At 66.8% G+C, this 20,210-nt stretch carries 21 protein-coding genes and 1 tRNA gene; 11 read left to right on the forward strand and 11 right to left on the reverse strand.

The window, feature by feature from the left end:
* The first annotated feature begins 4 nt into the window (after positions 1 to 4).
* Together ACFWVD_RS25815 and ACFWVD_RS25820 are read left to right on the forward strand one after the other, a co-directional pair.
* On the forward strand, positions 5 to 217 hold the full coding sequence (locus ACFWVD_RS25815; protein WP_379247024.1) for a helix-turn-helix domain-containing protein: 213 nt from the start codon (positions 5 to 7) through the stop codon (positions 215 to 217).
* Between the two features lie 4 nt (positions 218 to 221).
* Positions 222 to 1,415 carry a tyrosine-type recombinase/integrase gene (locus ACFWVD_RS25820; protein ID WP_379247026.1) on the forward strand — a complete coding sequence of 398 codons (1,194 nt, stop codon included), beginning with the start codon at positions 222 to 224 and terminating at the stop codon, positions 1,413 to 1,415.
* Positions 1,416 to 1,536: 121 nt separating this feature from the next.
* Here ACFWVD_RS25820 and ACFWVD_RS25825 read toward each other — a convergent pair.
* Together ACFWVD_RS25825 and ACFWVD_RS25830 are read right to left on the reverse strand one after the other, a co-directional pair.
* Positions 1,537 to 1,610, reverse strand: a tRNA-Pro gene (locus ACFWVD_RS25825).
* Between the two features lie 64 nt (positions 1,611 to 1,674).
* On the reverse strand, positions 1,675 to 2,637 hold the full coding sequence (locus ACFWVD_RS25830; RefSeq protein ID WP_379247027.1) for a metallophosphoesterase: 963 nt from the start codon (positions 2,635 to 2,637) through the stop codon (positions 1,675 to 1,677).
* Between the two features lie 122 nt (positions 2,638 to 2,759).
* Here ACFWVD_RS25830 and ACFWVD_RS25835 point away from each other — a divergent pair, with 122 nt between their 5' ends.
* On the forward strand, positions 2,760 to 3,224 hold the full coding sequence (locus ACFWVD_RS25835) for a GatB/YqeY domain-containing protein (protein WP_379247028.1): 465 nt from the start codon (positions 2,760 to 2,762) through the stop codon (positions 3,222 to 3,224).
* Positions 3,225 to 3,294: 70 nt separating this feature from the next.
* Here the strand turns inward: ACFWVD_RS25835 and ACFWVD_RS25840 are convergent, their stop codons facing one another.
* Positions 3,295 to 5,664: a penicillin-binding protein gene (locus ACFWVD_RS25840; RefSeq protein ID WP_379247029.1), complete on the reverse strand. Its 2,370-nt coding sequence runs from the start codon at positions 5,662 to 5,664 to the stop codon at positions 3,295 to 3,297.
* Between the two features lie 372 nt (positions 5,665 to 6,036).
* Between ACFWVD_RS25840 and ACFWVD_RS25845 the strand changes: the two genes are divergently transcribed.
* Positions 6,037 to 6,360 carry a WhiB family transcriptional regulator gene (locus tag ACFWVD_RS25845; protein ID WP_379238653.1) on the forward strand — a complete coding sequence of 108 codons (324 nt, stop codon included), beginning with the start codon at positions 6,037 to 6,039 and terminating at the stop codon, positions 6,358 to 6,360.
* Between the two features lie 134 nt (positions 6,361 to 6,494).
* Here ACFWVD_RS25845 and ACFWVD_RS25850 read toward each other — a convergent pair whose 3' ends face one another.
* Positions 6,495 to 7,628, reverse strand: a complete 1,134-nt coding sequence (locus tag ACFWVD_RS25850) for an ArsA family ATPase (RefSeq protein WP_379247030.1) — start codon at positions 7,626 to 7,628, stop codon at positions 6,495 to 6,497.
* Complete coding sequence (locus ACFWVD_RS25855; protein WP_379247031.1) at positions 7,625 to 8,662, reverse strand: ArsA family ATPase; 1,038 nt, start codon at positions 8,660 to 8,662, stop codon at positions 7,625 to 7,627. The genes ACFWVD_RS25850 and ACFWVD_RS25855 overlap by 4 nt, the downstream gene beginning before the upstream one ends.
* A gap of 59 nt (positions 8,663 to 8,721) precedes the next feature.
* Here ACFWVD_RS25855 and ACFWVD_RS25860 point away from each other — a divergent pair, with 59 nt between their 5' ends.
* Genes ACFWVD_RS25860 through ACFWVD_RS25870 form a run of 3 tightly spaced genes read left to right on the forward strand, consistent with a single transcriptional unit; the run spans position 8,722 to position 10,151 of the window.
* Complete coding sequence (locus ACFWVD_RS25860; RefSeq protein ID WP_101464811.1) at positions 8,722 to 8,883, forward strand: DUF4177 domain-containing protein; 162 nt, start codon at positions 8,722 to 8,724, stop codon at positions 8,881 to 8,883.
* Between the two features lie 2 nt (positions 8,884 to 8,885).
* The gene (locus ACFWVD_RS25865) at positions 8,886 to 9,347 is read left to right on the forward strand and encodes a RidA family protein (protein ID WP_379247033.1); all 462 of its coding nucleotides are present in this window, start codon (positions 8,886 to 8,888) and stop codon (positions 9,345 to 9,347) included.
* A gap of 9 nt (positions 9,348 to 9,356) precedes the next feature.
* Positions 9,357 to 10,151 carry an MBL fold metallo-hydrolase gene (locus tag ACFWVD_RS25870; protein ID WP_379247035.1) on the forward strand — a complete coding sequence of 265 codons (795 nt, stop codon included), beginning with the start codon at positions 9,357 to 9,359 and terminating at the stop codon, positions 10,149 to 10,151.
* Positions 10,152 to 10,310: 159 nt separating this feature from the next.
* Here ACFWVD_RS25870 and ACFWVD_RS25875 read toward each other — a convergent pair whose 3' ends face one another.
* Both ACFWVD_RS25875 and ACFWVD_RS25880 read right to left on the reverse strand, forming a co-directional pair.
* Positions 10,311 to 10,985: a Crp/Fnr family transcriptional regulator gene (locus tag ACFWVD_RS25875; RefSeq protein ID WP_040703546.1), complete on the reverse strand. Its 675-nt coding sequence runs from the start codon at positions 10,983 to 10,985 to the stop codon at positions 10,311 to 10,313.
* A gap of 145 nt (positions 10,986 to 11,130) precedes the next feature.
* Positions 11,131 to 11,373 (reverse strand): hypothetical protein, encoded by a 243-nt coding sequence (locus ACFWVD_RS25880; protein ID WP_379247037.1) that lies wholly within the window; start codon positions 11,371 to 11,373, stop codon positions 11,131 to 11,133.
* A gap of 155 nt (positions 11,374 to 11,528) precedes the next feature.
* Between ACFWVD_RS25880 and nth the strand changes: the two genes are divergently transcribed.
* The 4 genes from nth to ACFWVD_RS25900 are packed head-to-tail and all read left to right on the forward strand — an operon-like array spanning position 11,529 to position 14,962.
* Complete coding sequence (gene nth / locus ACFWVD_RS25885) at positions 11,529 to 12,287, forward strand: endonuclease III (RefSeq protein ID WP_379247059.1); 759 nt, start codon at positions 11,529 to 11,531, stop codon at positions 12,285 to 12,287.
* A complete protein-coding gene (locus ACFWVD_RS25890) occupies positions 12,284 to 13,003 on the forward strand; it encodes a TlpA family protein disulfide reductase (protein WP_379247039.1) in 720 nt (239 codons plus the stop codon). Before nth ends, ACFWVD_RS25890 begins: the two co-directional genes overlap by 4 nt.
* Positions 13,004 to 13,043: 40 nt before the next feature.
* On the forward strand, positions 13,044 to 13,772 hold the full coding sequence (locus tag ACFWVD_RS25895; RefSeq protein ID WP_379247041.1) for an NUDIX hydrolase: 729 nt from the start codon (positions 13,044 to 13,046) through the stop codon (positions 13,770 to 13,772).
* The gene (locus ACFWVD_RS25900) at positions 13,769 to 14,962 is read left to right on the forward strand and encodes a MarP family serine protease (RefSeq protein WP_379247043.1); all 1,194 of its coding nucleotides are present in this window, start codon (positions 13,769 to 13,771) and stop codon (positions 14,960 to 14,962) included. The genes ACFWVD_RS25895 and ACFWVD_RS25900 overlap by 4 nt, the downstream gene beginning before the upstream one ends.
* Positions 14,963 to 15,126: 164 nt before the next feature.
* Here ACFWVD_RS25900 and ACFWVD_RS25905 read toward each other — a convergent pair whose 3' ends face one another.
* The 4 genes from ACFWVD_RS25905 to acs form a co-directional block, all read right to left on the reverse strand.
* A complete protein-coding gene (locus ACFWVD_RS25905; protein ID WP_379247045.1) occupies positions 15,127 to 16,104 on the reverse strand; it encodes an alpha/beta fold hydrolase in 978 nt (325 codons plus the stop codon).
* Positions 16,105 to 16,159: 55 nt separating this feature from the next.
* Positions 16,160 to 16,660: a phage holin family protein gene (locus ACFWVD_RS25910; protein ID WP_379247047.1), complete on the reverse strand. Its 501-nt coding sequence runs from the start codon at positions 16,658 to 16,660 to the stop codon at positions 16,160 to 16,162.
* Complete coding sequence (nhaA, locus tag ACFWVD_RS25915) at positions 16,657 to 17,886, reverse strand: Na+/H+ antiporter NhaA (RefSeq protein ID WP_379247049.1); 1,230 nt, start codon at positions 17,884 to 17,886, stop codon at positions 16,657 to 16,659. Before nhaA ends, ACFWVD_RS25910 begins: the two co-directional genes overlap by 4 nt.
* Before the next feature lie 153 nt (positions 17,887 to 18,039).
* Positions 18,040 to 19,983, reverse strand: a complete 1,944-nt coding sequence (acs, locus tag ACFWVD_RS25920; protein WP_379247051.1) for an acetate--CoA ligase — start codon at positions 19,981 to 19,983, stop codon at positions 18,040 to 18,042.
* Positions 19,984 to 20,210: the final 227 nt, after the last annotated feature.

Here is a 20,210-nt window from a genome sequence, read left to right on the forward strand (position 1 = left end):
GGTAATGCAACTGGTCAAGGATGGGCGTCGGGCAGAACCGGCGACTTACACCGTCGATGAGGTCGCGGTGATGCTCGGTATCTCGCGAGGTGTGGCATATCAGTCTGTCCATGACGGGGAGATCCCGGCCAAGCGCATCGGTCGTCGCTGGGTGATCTCGCGTGCAGCGTTCTCGGCGTGGCTCGATGCGTCGGACAATCTTCCAAAGGCGGTGTAAGGCAATGGGATACGTCAATCAGGCAAGTCCGGGAACATGGATCGCGTTCTGGCGTGAGGCTTCCGGAAAGCAGCGGTCGAAGTCGTTCCGGACGAAGAAGGCCGCGACTACCTTCCTCGCGCAGGTCGAGCTGTCGAAGTCGAGCGGTACCTACGTCTCGCCGCACGCTGGTCGGGCGTTGTTCGGCACCCACGCTACGGAGTGGATGAAGTCGTGGAACACCGAGCGGACTACTCGCGCACGTGATGAGTCGATCATGCGTACCCATGTGCTGCCGAAATGGTCTACCTGGCAGCTGGGCAAGATCGATCACCTGTCGGTGCAGACATGGCTGGGGGAGATCGGCGAGGGGCGTTCGCGGGCAACGGTCGCCGAGGCGAAGCGGCTGATGGCTGGGGTGATGCAGTCCGCGATGAAGAACAAGCTCATCGGGTCAGATCCGACTGCGGGTGTCCGCATTCCGAAACGGCGCGAGCGAGACACCGATGAGCGGCTGTTGACGCGGGATGAGGTTCGGCAACAGCTCCTCCCGATGATTCAACCGCAGCGATATCGGGCACTCGTGGCGTCTGGCGCGTTCGCCGGTCTGCGCTGGGGTGAGGCAGCTGGCTTGAGTGTGGATGCGGTCGATGTCGACGCTGGCGTAATCAACGTGATTCGCACCGTGACCGAGGTGGCTGGACATGTCGAGTTCAAGGCGTTCCCGAAGTCGCGTGCAGGTCGGCGCAGCATCCCGATTCCGGGGTGGCTGGTGAATGACCTGGTCTGCCATATGGAGGATCACGAGCAGGGGCAGAACGGGCTGATCTTCACCAACGAAGTCGGCGGGCCGTTGCGTCGAACGCTGTTCCGGTCTCGGGTGTGGCGTCCGGCGCTCGTTCGGGCTGGGTTGCTCGGTGAGGTGTCCGCGGTCGGCAGCAAGTTCGAGGCGGTGTGGAAGAACGCGGCGGGTGAGGTGGAATCGGAAGTGTTCGGCAAGTACGACCAGGCCGTCCGGATGGTGGCTCGGTCGGAATCCGGGGGAGTCCGGTTCCATGACCTGCGCGATATGTACGGAACGTGGCTCGCTGATGACGGGGTGCCGCCGCACAAAATCGCCGTCGTGATGGGGCATGAGAACGTCGCGACCACGTACCAGCACTACATCCGCAAGACCGACGATCACGACGCCGTGCGCCGGTCGATGGGCGACGAATGAAAGCTGCCGCTGTATTTTTGCTGTATTTTCGGGCCTGCTCGGGGTGAAGACCTCCGGACATGCAAAAAGCCTCTGACCTAGAAAACCAGGTCAGAGGCTTTTTGGTGTCTCAACCAACACGTCGGGGTGACAGGATTTGAACCTGCGACCTCTTCGTCCCGAACGAAGCGCGCTACCAAGCTGCGCCACACCCCGTGAGGCGAACCTGAAGTAGCTTACAACGTGGGGTCGGTAATCGTTAAATTGGCTGGTCAGCAGCCTAGCGGGCGACGGCTTCCGAGGTGGAGATGCCGTAGCCGGTGTCGGCGGAGTCGCGCTTGGGTTGGGCGCCGACCAGGGTGAGCAGGGTGGCTTCGGGGCGGCAGCAGAAGCGGTAGGGGGCCCAGGGGGAGGTGCCGATGCCTGCGGAGACGTGCAGTTGGGTGTGTTCGCCCCACTGGGAGGCGCCCTTCACGCGGGAGCGGTCGATGCCGCAGTTGGTGACCAGTGCGCCGTAACCGGGCATCACGAGTTGACCGCCGTGGGTGTGGCCTGCCAGCACCAGGTCGTAGCCGTCTTCGGCGAAGCGGTCGAGCACGCGTGGCTCGGGGGAGTGGGTGACGCCGATGCTCAGCTGGGCGAGCTGGTTGGGTGCGCCGGCGACGGTTTCGTAGCGGTCGCGCTGGATGTGCGGGTCGTCCACGCCGGCGGTGGCGATGCGGATGCCCGCCACTTCGAGGTCGCGGCGGGTGTGGGTCAGGTCCAGCCAGCCGCGTTCGGTGAAGGCGGCGCGCAGGTCCTTCCACGGCAGCGGGTCACCGTAGACGCGGCGGTGATCTTTCTTGAAATACTTCAGCGGATTCTTCGGTACCGGTGCGAAATAGTCATTCGAACCGAACACGAACAGACCGGGCCGCGCGAGCAACGCACCCAGCGATTGCACGACGGCGGGCACTGCCTTGGGGTGCGAAAGATTGTCGCCGGTATTGACGACCAGGTCGGGTTCGAGGCGATCGAGTTCGCGCAGCCACTGCTGTTTGAGCTGCTGGCCCGGCATCATGTGCAGGTCGCTGATGTGCAGAATGCGCAACGTCGGCGAACCCGGTGCCAGCACCGGCATCGTGGCTTCGCGCAGGACGAACGCGTTCCGTTCGATCAGCGTGGCGTAGCCGATGCCTGCGACGGCGGCCCCAGCGGCTCCCAACGCGGTTCGGCGGACAGCGGACGTCGAGATAACGGGCATTTGCCCAGCATAGGCGACCCCATCCCGGATCGGCGTATGTGTTTCCGCACAAACGGTCCGGATTTTCTGCAGCGGTCGAAATGTAATGGGCACTCGCGGGGCGAACGACTACGGTAAACCGCATGTCGGAACTGAAAGCCAAGCTGCGCGCGGATATGACCACCGCGATGAAAGCCAAGGACAAACTGCGTCTCGCGACCCTGCGGATGCTGCTCGCCGCGATCCAGAACTCCGAGGTCTCGGGAACCGCGGCGCACGAGCTCTCCGATAACGATGTCGTGGCGCTGCTGCAGAAGGAAGCGAAGAAGCGCAACGAGGCCGCGGTGATCTACGAGCAGAACGGTCGCGGGGAACTGGCCGCGAACGAGCGCGCCGAGGAACAGATCATCGAGGAATACCTGCCGACTCAGCTCGACGACGCCGAGGTGGCGCAGGTCGCCGATACCGCGATCGCGCAGGTCGCCGAGCAGCTCGGGGAGCGTCCGGGGATGAAGCAGATGGGTCAGGTCATGAAGGCCGCCACCGTGCTGGCCGACGGTAAGGCCGACGGGTCGCGGATCTCGGCCGCGGTCAAGGCTCGACTGTAGGAACCAGCGCTGTAGCACCCAACGCAAAGGGGCCGTCATCCAGTTCGGATGACGGCCCCTTGTGCTGTGACTAGCGCGGCACCGGGATCGGGATCGGTGGCAGGCGCGGAATCTGCGGCAGTCCCGGAATCACCGGCGCGGGCGCGGCGGGCGGGGGATTGGTCGGCGCGGGCACGCGGACGGTGCCGTCACTGATGTAGATCGTGACGACCGAGCCGGGGATGGCCGAGCCGTTGGGCGAACTGCCCATCACCGTGCCCTTGGGCTGCGAACCGGCCCCGGTCACCGCGGAGACCTGGAAACCCGCGCCGGACAGGATCGAGGTGGCCTCGCCCTGCGACTTGCCCGCGACGTCGGGGACCTGCGAGTTGTTGGCGCCGCGCACGTACTTGTCGTCCACGGGCGGCAGTCCGGGCGGCGGGAACCGGACGAGCATCGGTTTGATGGCGTTGAACCAGGTGCGGGCGGGCTCGTTACCGCCGTAGAGGTCACCGCTGCCGCAGTTGCGCAGCGGGGACGAGCAGATCTCGCCGGGGGTGGGGCTGTCGCCGTAGACGTAGACCGACGAGGCCAGCGCGTTGGTGAAGCCCAGGAACGCCGAGGAGCGGTGGCTTTCGGTGGTGCCGGTCTTGCCCGACATCGGCGCGGCCCAGCCCGACGCGCGTGCGGCGCCCGCGGCGGTACCGCTGATGTCGTCCTTGCTCATCGCGTTGGCCAGGGTGTTGGCCAGGCCGGGGTCGACCACCTGCTCGCAGGCCTGCTGGGTGAGCGGGACGGTCTTGCCGCTGCGGTCGACGACTTCCTTGATCGGCGACGGCGGGCACCACTTGCCCGCCGAGCTCAGCGTGGCGGCCACGTTGGTGAGCTCGAGCGGGTTGATCGCGAACGGGCCCAGCGTGAACGAACCCATGTTGTTGTTCTTGATGTGGTCGGCCAGGCTGGCGTTGCCGCGCCCGGAGGTGCCGGGATCGGTGTAGGACCGCATGCCCAGACGCACAGCCATGTCCACCGCGGCTTCCACGCCGACGTCCTGGATCATTTTCACGAACGTGGTGTTGGGCGAGGTGGCCAGCGCGTCGGTCACCGACATCGAGCCGGGGTAGGCGCCGGCGTTCTTCACACACCACGCGTCGGCGGGGCAGCCAGGGGAGTTGGAGTAACCCATGCCGCGCGCGGCGTAGGTGCCGGGCACGTCGACCTGGGCGGCGATGCCGAGGCCCTTCTCCATGGCGGCGGCGGTGGTGAACAGCTTGAAGATCGAGCCCGCGCCGTCACCGGCCATCGAGTACGGCTGGCCCAGCAGTGTCTCGTTGGCGTCGCGGTTGAGGCCGTAGGTGCGGCTGGAGGCCATCGCGAGCACGGGGTGTGAGTCCTGGCCGGGGCCGACCACGGACATGACCGAGGCGATGTCGTCGAGGTTCGGGTCGGCCTGCTCGTTGACCGAGCGTTTCACCGATTCCTGCAGCACCGGGTCCAGGGTGGTCTTGATCAGGTAGCCGCCCTTGTCGATCTGTTCGCGGCTGATCCCGGCCTCGGCCAGGTACTGCAGCGCGTAATCGCAGAAGAAGCCCTTGTCGTTGGCGGAGATGCAACCGCGCGGCAGGCCCTTGGGCTCGGCCAGCACGCCCAGCGGCTCGGCCTTGGCCTTGCTGAACTCCGCGGCGCGGTGCGGGATGTTCTGCATCAGCGTGTCGAGCACCGTGTTGCGGCGGTCGGTCACGCCCTGCACGTTGGTGTACGGGTTCAGCTTGGAGCTGGACTGCACCATGCCCGCCAGCATCGCCGACTGGGTGATGTTGAGCTGGGAGGCATCGATGCCGAAGTAGGTCTGCGCGGCGTCCTGGATGCCGTAGGAGCCGTTGCCGAAGGGCACCAGGTTCAGGTAGCGGGTGAGGATCTCGTCCTTGCTCAGCTCGCGGTCCAGCGTGAGCGCCATCCGGATCTCGCGCAGCTTGCGCGCCGGTGTCGTCTCGATCGCGGCGCGGCGTTCGGCGTCGGTCTTGGCGACCACGAGCAGGTTGAAGTTCTTCACGTACTGCTGGTCGAGGGTCGACGCGCCCTGCTGCACCGCACCGGAGGAGGTGTTGGTGAGGAACGCGCGCAGCGTGCCCTGCCAGTCCACGCCCTTGTGGTCGGCGAAGCGTTTGTCCTCGATGGACACGATCGCCAACTTCATGTTGTTGGAGATCTTTTCGCTGGGCACTTCGAAGCGGCGTTGCTCGTACAACCACGCCAGCGGCGACCCGTTCGCGTCGACCATGGTCGACACGGCGGGGACCGTGCCTTCCACCAGTTCGGCGGACACGTTGTCGACGGCATCGGCGGCGCGGTTGGAGATGAACCCGAATCCACCGGCCAAGGGGAACAACAGCCCAGCGACAAGCACGGCGGCCAGCGCGCAGCTGCCGGCCAGCCTCGCGAGCGTTTGAGTGATCGGCACGATCCCAGACTAGAGGGTGGGGTCGACAGGTTCATGGGTGTGCTGCTCGAGGTCGCATGTCCGGCCGATGCCGAGGGGGTTGCTCGGGCGTGTCAACAAAATGATCACATCGGCGTGTCGCGACCGGCCACGCCGGTGATCAGCACTACTGCGCGGTTCTGGCCCGATTTGAAGGGACGGTCGTACCAAAAAATCGGGGGGCGGTCTTGCGCAATCGCCATACCTTTACCTAGATTGAGTACCCAGTGTGATAGAGCTAACACTCAAAGTGGAATGTGGTGCGGACCGCAGCGGTAGTTGGGTTGCTGTGATCCGCGCTCGCGATTCTGGAGCGCCGCACAACGGTGTTCGGACTGCAAAGGGGCACATCAAATGCACATCACAACCCCCATCGCCCGACTGGATGTAGAGCAGGCCGAGGCAAGGATCGCTTGGGTTGCCCAGGCGCGATGCAAGGAAGTGGACCCTGATCAGCTGTTCGTTCGCGGTGCGGCACAGCGCAAGGCGGCAACCATCTGCCGTCATTGCCCGGTGCTGATGCAGTGTGGTGCCGACGCTCTCGACAACCGGGTCGAGTTCGGCGTGTGGGGCGGGATGACCGAGCGGCAGCGGCGTGCGCTGCTGAAACAACATCCGGACGTGACGTCCTGGTCTGAATTCTTCAACGCCCAGCGCCAGCATCAGGTAGCGATCTAGCAGGTCGATACCGGACTGTTATCACAACGGCGCCGAGACCGCGTGGTTTGCGGAATCGGCGCCGTTGGCCGGTGTTGCTTCGAGTGCGAGCTATAGCCGAATTGTCTGAATCGATCGGGCTGTGGCCGCAGCGATCAGGCCGAGGCCGGGGTACCGGTCAGCTGATCGCCGACCGCGCGCAGTGCTTCCAGGTCCGAGACCTCGAAGGGCAGCGCGGTCACCGAGACGATCTTCACCCGAGGATGCGCGCCGGTGAACCGATGCAGCAGGTGCCGCTCGCGCGTGGCGGTCGCGACCCGGTCGGCGTGGATGCGCAGCACCGCGGCGGTCAGCGGGTCGGCATCGGCCAGCTGGTCCGCGGCGGTCTGCGCGTGATCACCGGACAGCCCCGACAGCGCGGGGTGCGTGCGGTTGAGCACCAGACCGGCCAGCGGCATGTTCTCCGTCGACAGCCGGTCCACGAAGAACGACGCCTCGCGCAGCGCGTCCGGTTCCGGCGCGGCGACCACCAGGAAGTGCGTGCCCGGCGTGGACAGCATCGCGAACGTGCGCTGCGCGCGGTCCTGGAACCCACCGAACAGCGATTCCAGCGACTGCAGGAACGTCGAGGCGTCCTTGAGCATCTGCCCACCGACGATGGTCGACACTCCGCGCATCGCCAGGCTCATCGCCCCGGTGACGATCCGGCCAACGCCACGACCGGGCGCCATGATCAGCCGGATCATCTTGCCGTTGAGAAACGTGCCGAGGCGCTTGGGCGCGTCGAGGAAGTCCAGCGCGTTGCGCGAGGGCGGCGTGTCGACCACGATCAGGTCCCACTCCTTGCGCGCGGCCAGCTGCCCCAGCTTCTCCATCGCCATGTATTCCTGCGTGCCACCGAACGACGACGCCACCGTCTGATAGATCGGATTGGCGAAGATCTGCTCGGCCTTGTCGGCGCTGGTGTGCTCGAGCACCATGTCGTCGAAGGTGCGGCGCATGTTCAGCATCATCGCGTGCAGCTCACCGGGCACCTCGGGGCCCAGATCCACGCGCTGCGGGGTGTTGTCCAGTTCGGCAACGCCCAGCGACTGCGCCAGCCTGCGCGCGGGGTCGATGGTCAGCACCACGACCTTGCGGCCCGATTCCGCCGCGCGCAACGCGATCGAGGCGGCGGTGGTGGTTTTGCCGACGCCGCCCGACCCGCAGCACACGATCACCTTCGCGGTGGGATCGGCGATGATCTGCGCGACGTCCAGCAGCGGCGGGGTGGACACGTGCTCGCTCATCGGACTCCCTGCGCGGATAGCTGTTCGGCCAGTTCGTAGAGGCCACCCAGGTCCATGCCCTCGCCCAACGCGGGCAGCGACAACTGGGGGACATCGATGCCGGCCAGTTCGACGGCACTGGCGTTCTGTGCGGTCAGGACGATCGCGTGGTCGACCGTTTCGGCGATCAGGCCGTCGAAATCCGATTCCGACACGGTGATTCCGGCCTTGGTCAGGCCGGCGGCGATGGCGGTGGTGTCCAGCTCGCCTGCCACGGCCGCGTCGCGCTGCGACGGGGTGAGTTCGGCGGTGGCCGCCCGGTTGACGATCACCGTGCCGACCCGCAGGTCGTTCGCGGTCAGTTCGGTGATCGCGTCGGCGGTCTCCTGCACCGGCAGCGCCTCGAGCAGCGTGACCAGGTGGATCATCGTCTGATCCGAGTGCAGCAGCTTGGACACGCCCTCGGCCTGCGAGGCGATCGGTCCGCCCTTGGCGATCTCGGCCATGGCCGAGGTCACGTCGAGGAAGCTGGCGATCCGGCCGGTCGGTGGGGCGTCCACGACGATGTCGTCATAGGTGGGCTTGCCGTCCTTGCCGGTGCGGACCACGCATTCTTTGATCTTGCCCGTGAGGATCACGTCGCGCAGACCGGGAGCGATGGTGGTGACGAACTCGATCGCGCCCATGCGGCGCATCGCGCGACCCGCGAACCCCAGGTTGTAGAACATGTCGAGGTACTCGAGGAACGCGTATTCGATGTCCAACGCGAGCGCGGTGACCTCACCGCCGCCGTCGGCGCTGGCGATATGGGTCTCGGTGGGCGGCAACGGCGGCCGGTCGAACAGTTGCGCGATGGACTGGCGGCTTTCGACTTCGACCAGCAAGACCTTGCGTCCCCCGGCGGCCAGCGCCAGCGCGAGTGCGGCCGAAACGGTCGACTTGCCGGTGCCTCCCTTGCCGGTCACGTAATGCAAGCGTGCCTTGGCCGCGCGTTGAGGCCATCCGGTCGACGGTTCGGGAACCGACGAAACCGGCTCTGCTGTTGGTGCTCCCACGTCGCCGAGCCTATAACCCGTTTCGCCGTGACGTTCGGGGTGAGCCCTAAACTCACACCATGAGTGAAGTCACCCTGTGGGAGTACGCGACCGTGCCGCTGTTGACGCACGCGACAAAGCAGATCCTCGATCAGTGGGGGTCCGACGGCTGGGAACTGGTTTCGGTGCTGCCCGGCCCGACCGGCGAACAGCACGTCGCCTACCTGAAGCGGCAGAAGTAGCCGTGGCCACCGCGTGGAAGGACGCGTTGGACCGGCTCGGTGTCACGCTGCCGCCGGTCGCCGCGCCTGTGGCGGCCTACGTCCCGGCGGTGCGCACCGGTTCGCTGGTGTACACGTCGGGCCAGCTGCCTTTCGTCGACGGTGAACTGGCGTCGGTGGGCAAGGTCGGCGCCGAGGTGGATGTCGAGCAGGCCAAGGAGGCGGCTCGGCTGTGTGCGCTGAACGCGTTGGCGGCGGTGCACGATCTGGTCGGCCTGGATCAGGTGGTTCGGATCGTGAAGGTCGTCGGATTCGTCGCCTCGGCACCGGGATTCAACGATCAGCCGATCGTGATCAACGGTGCGTCGGAGTTCCTCGGTGAGGTGTTCGGCGAGGCGGGCGTGCACGCGCGCTCGGCCGTCGGCGTCTCCGAACTGCCGAAGAACACGCCCGTAGAGGTGGAATTGATCGTCGAGGTCGGTTAGGCAGCCGCTATGGCACTGGAACATCCCGCGTACAGCCAGGTTCGTCAGGTCACCCCGACGGCGTCCGTTCTGCTGGCCGACAACCCCGGTCAGATGACGCTCGACGGCACCAACACCTGGCTGCTACGCGGCCCCGACAGCGACTCCTACGTGGTCGTGGATCCGGGACCGAAGGACAAGAAACACACCGCCGACATCGTCGAAGCCACCGGCGGTCGGATCGCGTTGACCCTGATCACCCATCACCATCCCGATCACACCGGCGGTATCGATCACCTGGTGAAAGCCACCGGGACGCCGGTGCGTTCGGCCGATCCTAAGTACCTACGCGGTGACGTCGTGCCGTTGGTCGACGGCGAGATCATCGACGCCGCAGGCCTGCGAATCACCGTGCTGGGCACGCCCGGTCACACGTCCGATTCGGTGAGCCTGCTGCTGGACGACGCGGTGCTCACCGGTGACACGGTTCTCGGGCAGGGCACCACGGTGCTCGAATCCGCGCCGGGTGCGCTGGCCGGGTTCTTCGCGTCGCTGGAAAAGCTGCGTGACGTGGGCGCGGGCAAGGCGTTGCTGCCCGCGCACGGACCCGACCATCCCGATGCCGCGCCGGTCGTGCAGTACTACCTCGATCACCGGCGTGAGCGACTGGATCAGGTCAGGGCCGCGCTGGTCGAATTAGGGCCCGACGCAGGCGCTTTCGCGGTGGTCCGCAAGGTGTATGCCGATGTGGACAAGCGGTTGTGGCCGATCGCGCGAAGTTCGGTGCAGGCGCAGCTGGAATACCTTCGGGCCGAACAACACTGACAACTGCTCGATCGCCGACGTGACTCGTCGGCGATCGAGTTGTGCGTGAAACGCAGACGTCCCGGCACGACGAAACCGCGACGGTGTGGACGAGGCCCTCTCCTCGTGAGCCCACACGCATGCGCGGTCCCGTTGTACCGGGACGGCAGTAGTTCTACGTCAGCGGGCGCGACGTGCCAGACGCTCGGAATCCGAGATCAGCACGCTCTTGCCCTCGAGGCGCAGCCATCCGCGATGTGCGAAGTCGGCCAGCGCCTTGTTGACGGTTTCCCGGGAAGCACCGACCAGCTGGGCGATCTCCTCCTGGGTCAGGTCGTGGGTCACGCGCAGCGCGCCCGCTTCCTGGGTGCCGAACCGCTGCGCGAGCTGCAGCAGTGCCTTCGCGACGCGACCGGGCACGTCGGTGAAGATCAGGTCGGCGAGGTTGTTGTTGGTGCGGCGAAGGCGTCGTGCCAGCACGCGCAGCAGTTGCTCAGCGATCTCGGGGCGCTGATCGATCCACGACTTGAGTGCGTCGCGATCCATCGTCACGGCGCGGACCTCGGTGACCGTGGTGGCGGTCGAGGTACGCGGGCCCGGGTCGAAGATCGACAGTTCACCGAACATGTCGGACGGACCCATGATGGTCAGCAGGTTCTCCCTGCCGTCCGGGGACCGTCGGCCGATCTTCACCTTGCCCGTCGTGATGATGTACAGCCGATCGCCGGGTTCGCCCTCGTTGAAGATGACGTGCCCGCGCGGAAAATCCACCGGCTGCAACTGCTTGGCGAGCGCGGCCACCGCGGTGGGCTCGACGCCTTGGAAGATGCCTGCTCTGGCGAGGGCCTCGTCCACGAATGTGCTCCTTATGGGATATGGCTTGCGAACCTGGTCGAGCGAATCGACCAACCGCGCAGTCTACGCGGGATTCCGGCACCACAGTGACAGACACCACGTAAAGAGTGGATTGCGCGATGTGCGCACAGTGTGAATCGGCTGGTCAGCTCGCCTTTGCTACATCCAGATCCGGGTTTTGGGTACGGCGCTTGCGCACGCGCGCCACAGCGGCGGGCAGGCCGAGCTTCGTCAGCTCTTTCACTTCGGCGTTGCTGGCGCTGTCCAGGTACTTTTGAACCTCTTCGTCGGGTTCGAGAAGCTTTCTGAGCCGATTCTCGACCCGCTCCATCCCCAGCGCGAACAGCATCAACAGCACTGGGAAGAGCACCACAGCGAGTCCTTGCATGTCTGGCAGTAAACACGGTCCAGGTCTCAGATGGAACACAGCGGGCAATCTGGCGAGGCAATGTTGTCGGAGTGGTTCCGTATGGTGAAGCGGTGCCTGTTTCCCCTGCCCCCGCCGCCGCAGGCGATGCCGATTCGACCGCGGTTCCCACCGGGATCACCGCCGCCCGCAAGCGGAAGAATCGTGCGATAGCTGGGGAAACGCGGATCGGTCTGGTCCGGCGCGCCCGCCGGATGAACCGCACCCTGGCCGAGGCGTTCCCCGGTGCGCACTGCGAGCTCGACTTCACCACTCCGCTGGAACTGGCCGTGGCCACGATCCTGTCCGCCCAGTGCACCGATGTGCGGGTGAACCTCACCACTCCGGCCCTGTTCGCCAAGTACCGCGGCGCGCACGACTACGCGCAGGCCAACCGGGTGGAGCTGGAGGAATACATCAGGGCCACCGGCTTCTACCGGAACAAGACCAGCTCCCTGATCGGCCTGGGTCAGGCCCTGGTCGAAAAATATGACGGTGAATTGCCTCACACCCTGGACGAATTGGTGAAATTGCCCGGGATCGGGCGCAAGACGGCCAACGTCATCCTCGGCAACGCCTTCGACGTTCCCGGCATCACCGTCGACACCCATTTCGGCCGCTTGGTGCGCCGCTGGAAGTGGACCGACGAGGAAGATCCGGTCAAGGTCGAGCACGCGGTAGGGGAGCTGTTCGAGCGCAAGGACTGGACGATGCTCTCGCACCGGGTGATCTTCCAGGGCCGCCGCGTGTGCCATGCCCGCAAGCCGGCCTGCGGTGCGTGCGCGCTGGCCGACGACTGCCCGTCGTTCGGGCTCGGACCCACCGATCCGGCGGTGGCCGCGGAGTTGGTGAAGGGGCCCGAGCGCGAACATCTGCTGAAGATGGTCGGCTTGTGAGCGAACTTCTGCGAAGGCCCGCGGTGCGGTGGGTGCTGGCCGCGGTGATCGTGGTGTTGGCGGCGACGGCGGCGCTCTGGCCGCGGGAGGGGGCGGGGAACACGGGGGTGGTTTCGCAGACTTCGCGACAGCCGTCGGGCGTGTCGGCCGAGGAGCGTGCGGCGGTCGGGTTGTCGGCGTGTCCAGGACCGGCGGCGTCCGAGCCGGGAACGGGAGCGGCTGGATCCGCACCGCAGGCGACCGAGCCTGGACCGCAGGCGAACGAATCCGGACCGCGGGCGACCGAGACGGTGCCGCTGGCTGGAATCCAGCTGACCTGCCTGGCTGATGGCAAGCCGGTGGACCTCGCGGCGGCGCTGGCCGGAAAGCCCGCGCTGCTGAACCTGTGGGCCTACTGGTGTGGGCCCTGCGCCGTGGAACTTCCGCATCTGCAGGAATTCGCCCAGCGGGCGGGCTCGGCGCTGACCGTCATGACCGTGCACAGCGATCCCGACGAGGCGAAGGCGTTGTCGCGGTTGAGCGGTCTCGGCATCACCCTGCCCGGCGTCGAAGACGCGCAAGCCGCGGTGCGCAGCGCGGTCGGTGCGCCCGCCGTGCTGCCCATTTCGGTGCTCGTGCGGGCCGACGGCAGCATCGCGAGTGTGGAAGTGCGAACTTTCGCCGACGTGGCCGACATCGCGGATACGGTAGCCGCGAAGCTCGGGGTCACGGTATGACAGAGGACGTGATGGTGGCGTGCGGATCGAAGGCGATGGCGTGAACGAGGTAGGCAAGCTCGACGATTCCGGCATTCCGCCCTGGTTGCGCACCGCGATCCGGGCAGGCGGCCCCGACGCCGACGACACGCTCGCCAAGTCCCGCGCCCTGCGCCGGGCCATGTCGCTGACGGGCAAACCACGCCAGGCCGCGGTGCTCGTGCTGTTCGGCGGCTCGCCCGACCCCGACGAGTCCGCGCCGGGCGGCCTGCCCGCCGATGCCGATGTGCTGCTCACCCAACGTGCTTCGACCATGCGTCAACACGGCGGCCAGATCGCGTTCCCCGGTGGCGCCGCGGATCCCGGCGACGGCGGTCCGATCGGCACCGCCCTGCGCGAGGCCGCCGAGGAGACGGGTCTGGACCCCGCCGGTGTCGCACCGTTTGCCGTGCTGCCGAAACTGTTCGTTCCGCCGTCGAAATTCGATGTCACCCCGGTGCTCGGCTACTGGCGGGCACCCACCGCGGTGCGCGTGGTCGATCAGGGCGAAACCGAGCGTGTCGTGCGTGTTCCGCTGGCCGAATTGCTCGATCCGGCACACAGATTCATGGTCCGTGGCAGTCTCGGCTACCAGAGCCCCGCGTTCCAAGTCGATGGGATGCTGGTCTGGGGCCTCACCGGCGGTATTCTCGCCGGCATCATCAAATCAGCTGGGTGGGAACAAGATTGGGATCGGGGCGACGTGCGTGACCTGGAGAGCTCGCTGGCTGCGGTCGGAATGACGCTGTGACCCCGTCGGTGTGGCTGGACATCGCGGTGGTGCTGATCGCACTGGTCGCGGCGTCCACCGGCTGGCGGCAGGGTGCGGTGGCGTCGGCGCTGGCGTTCTTCGGTGTCGCGCTGGGCGCGGTCGCGGGCATTCTGATCGCACCGCACATCCTCAAACACCTCAGCGAGGGCCGCAGCCGAGTGCTGGGCGGCATCCTGCTGATCGTGCTGCTGGTGATCATCGGCGAGGTCGCGGGCATGGTGCTGGGCCGAGCCGCGCGCACAGGCATCCGCCAGCCGGTCGCGCGCAGTGTCGACAGTGTCGTGGGCGCCGTGCTGCAGGCGGTGACCGTCCTGGTCGCGGCCTGGCTGCTCGCGCTACCGCTGGCCACCGCGTCCCAACCGGCCGTGGCCGCCGCGATCAACGGGTCGAAGGTGCTCGCCGACGTTAACTCGGTGGCACCCGACTGGCTACGCAAGGTCCCCAACGAGTTCTCCCGACTGCTGGACACGTCCGGACTCCCGGATGTGATCGGCCCGTTCGGTCGCGCGCCGATCGCCGCGGTCGAACCCCCTGACCCCAGCGTGCTGGCCAGCCCCGTCGCCGCCTCGCTGCAACCCAGCGTGCTGCGCATTCGCGGCACCGCCCCCAGTTGCCAGCGCGCGCTGGAAGGTTCGGGTTTCGTCGTGGCCCCCGAACGCGTGATGACCAACGCCCACGTCGTGGCAGGCACCAACGCGGTAGCGGTCGATACCGCCCGCGGCGCCCTCAATGCCACCGTCGTGCTGTTCGACCCCTCCAAGGACATCGCGATCCTGAGCGTGCCCGGCCTGACCGCCCCCGTCCTACCCCAGGCCCCCGAGCCCGCCAGCTCCGGCGAGAGCGCGATCGTGCTCGGCTACCCCGGCGGCGGCCCCTACACCGCCAGCGCAGCCCGAGTCCGCGAAACCCTTGACCTCACCGGCCCCACCATCCACCGCGACGGCACCGTGGAGCGCGAGGTCTACACCGTCCGAGGCCAAGTCCGCGCAGGCAACTCCGGCGGCCCCCTGGTAGACACCGAAGGCCAACTCCTGGGCGTAGTCTTCGGCGCCGCAGTAACCGACGACGACACCGGCTACGTCCTGACCCTCAACGAGGTGTCCTCCGAACTGGCCGCAGCCACCCCCAGCACCACCCCCGTAGACACCGGAGCCTGCGTCCTGAGCTGAGTTTTTGGAGCGCTGGCGCGCTCGAGCGGGCCCCAAGGGGCCCTGATCTTCCCTCCCTCCGGGTGCTCCTTCGTCGCACCCTCCGGTCAGTCCAGATCAGGGCGGGGCCCTTTGGTAGAGACTTCCTGGTGACTACCCGCACCGAAAAGGTGGTGGGCAAACCCTCAGGGCGAAACCAAATCATCGTGCGGCGACCCGTTCTGCTCCCGCCACCGCGTAGTCAACACCTCATTGACCCTGCTCGGATTCTCCTGATGCGCATAATGCCCAGCCCGCGGAATCGACACCAACGTCCGATTGGGCGACAACGCCTCCCCCCGCTGAAACGTCGCATCGAGCAGATAATCATCCTGCTCCCCCCGCAACATCACCACCGGTATATCGATCGGCGTCCGCATAGTCGCCATGAACCGCTTACCATCAGGCCGCCACTGACTCCGGAACGCCCACCGCTGATACTCCAACGCACTGTGCGCGGCCCCCGGAATCCGGATGGCATCCCGCATCCGCGAGGCAGTCTCGACGAATTCCGCACTGCCCGACCATGATTCACCGACCCGATCGTGCAACAACCGCTCCACTTCGGCCCCACCACGCCGCGTGAGCAGGTTCTCGGGGTACCGCGGCAGCTGGTACCGCAGGAACTCGGGCAACCAGGCCGCCCGCTGCGCCGGATCCCGCAGCACAGCACTTTTCAAAGCGGCCGGATGCGGCGAACTAACCAGCGCGATCGAACGAACCAGTCGCGGGTGCAATACTGCGGTAGCCCAGCAGACCAGCCCACCTTCGGCGTGACCGACGACAGTGGCCTGCGTGTGGCCCAGCGCGCGGATCAGCCCGGCGATGTCACCCGCGAGGGTCCACCCGTCGTAGCCGCGCGGTGGTTTGTCGGTATCGCCGTATCCCCGCAGGTCGACCGCGACGGTGCGATATCCGTGGTCGGCCAGGGCGGTCAGCTGATGCCGCCACGACCACCAGAAGTCGGCGAAGCCGTGCAGCAGCAGCACCAGGGGGGCGTGGGCGCGGTCGGGACCGTCGGCTTCGACGATGTGGAAGCGGATTCCGTTGGCGTGCACGTCCCGGTGGGTCCACGGTCCGTCGAAGCGGACGCTGGAGGGATCCGGGAATGAGTTGGACGACACGCCGATCGAGCCTAGTGGGCGGGTCCGGCTGTCGCGACCGGGCCCGCCGGGCGCGTCAACGGTTACTGGACTTCTCCAACGATGCGTGGGGTGTGTGCGCGCTGTCGCGGTGTGCGAACGCCGCGGGCAGCACCTCGGCGGTCTGCTTGAGCGAGCCGATCGTCTTCTCCGGCGCGCGCACCTTGCGTACCTTGAGCCAGCCCAGCAGCGCCAGGCCCACGGTGGCGAGCACCATCAGCACGAACACGATCAGGAACGCGGCCCAGCGGGCCAGCCATACGTCGAGCAGTTCGGCGATGAAGAAGAAGAAGAAGAACGAGCTGAACAGCAGCACCACCAGCGCGAGGATGAAGAAGACGCTGCCGGTGAGCCCCTTCTTGATCTCGCCGGTGACTTCGGCCTTGGCCAGTGCCACTTCGGCGCGCACCAGCGTCGACATCTGTTCGGTGGCGTCGCGCACGAGGCTGCCGATGCTGGCCGATCCGGGCGGATTGGCGTCGGTCAACGGGATCGAAGTGACCGTCCGACCGTCATTTCCGCCTTGGGTGTAACTCACTTCGTCGACCCTTCTCCCTGTGGTAACTGGTCTGCATCACGGCGCGCGGAGTGCACACGTCCTCGGCGCAACAGTAGCGCCGATCCGATCAGCGATGCTGCCATCGAGGTCACCAGAACGGCGGCCTTCGCAAGATCGATGGCCTCGGTGCCCACATCGGCGAGCGCGAGTTCCGCCACGAGCAGGCTAACGGTGAACCCGATCGCGCCCAGTACCGACAGGGCGAACATGTCGCGATACTCCAGTCCCACTGGGCGTTTCGCCACGCCGAGCCGGATCGCGACCCAGCTCACGCCGAAGATTCCGATGGTTTTGCCCAGCAGCAGGCCGAGGATGATCGCCAGTGCCAGCCGGTCGGTGAACAGCGAGCCGAACACGTCGCTGTTGAGCGGCACTCCCGAGGCGAACAGCGCGAACACCGGCACGCAGAATCCGGCCGAGATCGGTTGCACCACATGCTCGAGGTGGGTGGCGGGCGCGGTTTTCTCGCCCGGATCCTTGCGCACGCGGGTGAGCAGGCCGAGGGCGACGCCGGCCAGCGTGGGGTGGATGCCGGCCTCGTGCAGCGCGTACCAGCAGATCAGCGCGACCGGAATGTAGAACAGCGGGGTGTGCAGCCGGAACTTCTGTGCCAGCGCCCATGCCGCGCAGCAGGCGATGGCGGCGGCCAGCCACAGCAGTGACAGCGAGGCGGTGAACAGCACCGCGATGAGCACGATGGCCAGCAGGTCGTCGACCACGGCCAGGCTGAGCAGGAACACCCGCGCGCTGGTGGGGATGCGGGAGCCGGTCATCGCGAGGATGGCCAGGGCGAACGCGATGTCGGTGGCGACCGGGATGGCCCAGCCGTTCTCCATGCCGGGCACGCCGTGGCCGACCACCAGCGCGATCGCGGCGGGGGTGACCACGCCACCGACCGCGGCGATGATCGGCAGCGCGGCGCGTTTCGGGTCGGCCAGCTCGCCCACCGCGAACTCGCGTTTGAGCTCGAGCCCGGCGACGAAGAAGAAGATCGCGAGCAACCCGTCCTTGGACCAGTCGGCAAGCGTGAGGTCCAGGTGCAGCGGGGGGATGGCGAGGCGGGTGTCGATCAGCGTTTGATAGCTGGCACCCCATGGCGAGTTCACCCAGATCAGGGCCACGGCGGCGGCCACGAGCAGCAGCGCACCGCCGACGGTCTCGGTGCGGAGATAGCGGGTGAGCTCGGAGCGGACGCGCGTGATCAAGGGCAAGCCTTTCGGCAGAGGTCGACGGGGTCGCGGCCGCTGTCCGGCTTCCCGGATTCACGACCGCACGCCGACCAGACTTCCCGGCACACCTGAAGTCATGAGCCTAACGGACCCGGACGGCGACAGCGCGTTGTCACCGTCCGGGGTTGGTCAGTTGTTACCCGCGCGAATGGCCTCGAATACGCCCGGATCGACCAGTGTGGAGGTGTCGCCGAGCTCGCGTCCCTCGGCGATATCGCGCAACAGCCTGCGCATGATCTTGCCGCTGCGCGTCTTGGGCAGCTCGGGCACGATATGGATCTCGCGGGGCCGCGCGATCGGGCTGATCTCCTTGGACACCGCCGCCTTCAGCTCACCGACCAGGTCGTCGCCGCGCACGGCCGCCCCGGTGAGGATGACGAACGCGACGATCCCCTGCCCGGTCGTGTCGTCGCTGGCGCCCACGACCGCGGCTTCGGCCACGGCCGGATGCCCGACCAGCGCGGACTCCACCTCGGCGGTGGAGATCCGGTGACCCGACACGTTCATCACGTCGTCGACCCGCCCGAGCACCCACAGGTCGCCGTCGGCGTCGAGTTTGGCGCCGTCGCCCGCGAAGTACCACCCCTGTTCGGCGTAGCGCTCCCAGTAGGTGGACCGGTAGCGGTCCATATCGCCCCAGATGCCGCGCAGCATCGACGGCCACGGCTTGTCGAGCACGAGGTACCCGTTGGCCTCGGTCTCGCCCAGCTGTACCGGGTTGCCCTCTTCGTCGACGACGGTGGCGGAGATGCCGGGCAGCGGTCCCATGGCGGCGCCGGGTTTGGTGGCGGTGACGCCGGGCAGCGGCGAGATCATGATGGCGCCGGTCTCGGTCTGCCACCAGGTGTCCACGATGGGAGTGGCGTTGGCACCGAACACTTCTCGGTACCAGCGCCATGCTTCGGGGTTGATCGGTTCGCCGACCGAGCCCAGCAGTCGCAAGGTGCTCAGATCGTGCGCGTCGGGGATCTCGCGCCCCCACTTCATGAAGGTGCGGATCAAGGTCGGTGCGGTGTAATAGATTGTGACGCCGTACTTTTCGATGATCTCGAAGTGGCGATGTTCGTTGGGGGAGTTGGGCGTTCCCTCGTACACGACCTGCGTGGCCCGGTTGGCCAGCGGTCCGTACACGATGTAGCTGTGCCCGGTGACCCAGCCGATATCGGCGGTGCACCAGTAAACATCTTGTCCTGCTTGATGATCGAAGACGTTGTGGTGCGTGTACGCGACCTGGGTGAGGTACCCGCCGGTGGTGTGCAAGATCCCCTTGGGCTTCCCGGTGGTCCCGGAGGTGTAGAGGATGAACAGCGGATGCTCGGCCGGAAACGGCTGTGCCTCATGCGAAGGTGAAGCGGCAGACACGGTTTCGTGCCACCACAGGTCGCGACCTTCGGTCCACGGCACCTCGGTCCCGACCCGGCGCACCACCAGCACATGCTCCACCGAGGACGGATCCGAGCCCAGCGCCTCGTCGACGGCGTCCTTCAACGGCGCGGGCTTGCCGCGCCGCCACTGCCCGTCGGTGGTGATGATCAACCGCGCCTCGGCGTCGTCGACCCGCTGGCGCAGCGCGCTGGGCGAGAACCCGGCGAACACCACCGAGTGCGTCAGGCCCAGCCGCGCGCACGCCAGCATCGACACGATCGCCTCGGGCACCATCGGCATGTAGATGGCGACGCGATCGCCTGCTTCCAGCCCGAGTTCGGTCAGGTAGTTGGCGGCCTGGGAGACCTCGGCGAGCAGTTCGCGGTAGGTGATGTCGCGGGAGTCGCCCGGTTCGCCTTCCCAGTGGATGGCGACCTGTTCGCCGTGCCCGTCGATGACGTGGCGGTCCACGCAGTTGTAGGCCACGTTGAGCTCGCCGTCGGCGAACCAGCGCGCGACCGGAGCGTCGGTCCAGTCCAGCACCTGGGTGAAGGGTGTGTGCCAGTGCAGCCGGTTGGCTTGCTCGGCCCAGAAGCCGTCGCGGTCGGTCTCGGCACGCGCGTAGAGGGCGGCATCGGCATTGGCGGCGGCGGTGAACTCCGCGCTGGGCGGATACGAGTCCTGGTGGCCTGCAGCGGTTTCGGTCATGTTGATTCTGCCTCACATGCCTGGTGCGGTCGGGTCGGTCGCCGGGTGTGGCCCAGCGGTATCGACAGTAGTCAACACGGGCGGGCGGGGTCGCGCAGTTGTATCGGCCAGGTTTCCCGCGCGGTCAATAGGGCTAGTGCCGCGTCAAGCAACGTTGGGTAGGTAATCCGGGCGCCGGATCTTCGAGCCGACCGCGAAGTCCCGGATAGGTCCGGCATGCTGGTTAC

This window comes from Nocardia sp. NPDC058666 (assembly GCF_042714895.1).
Taxonomy (GTDB): Bacteria; Actinomycetota; Actinomycetes; order Mycobacteriales; family Mycobacteriaceae; genus Nocardia.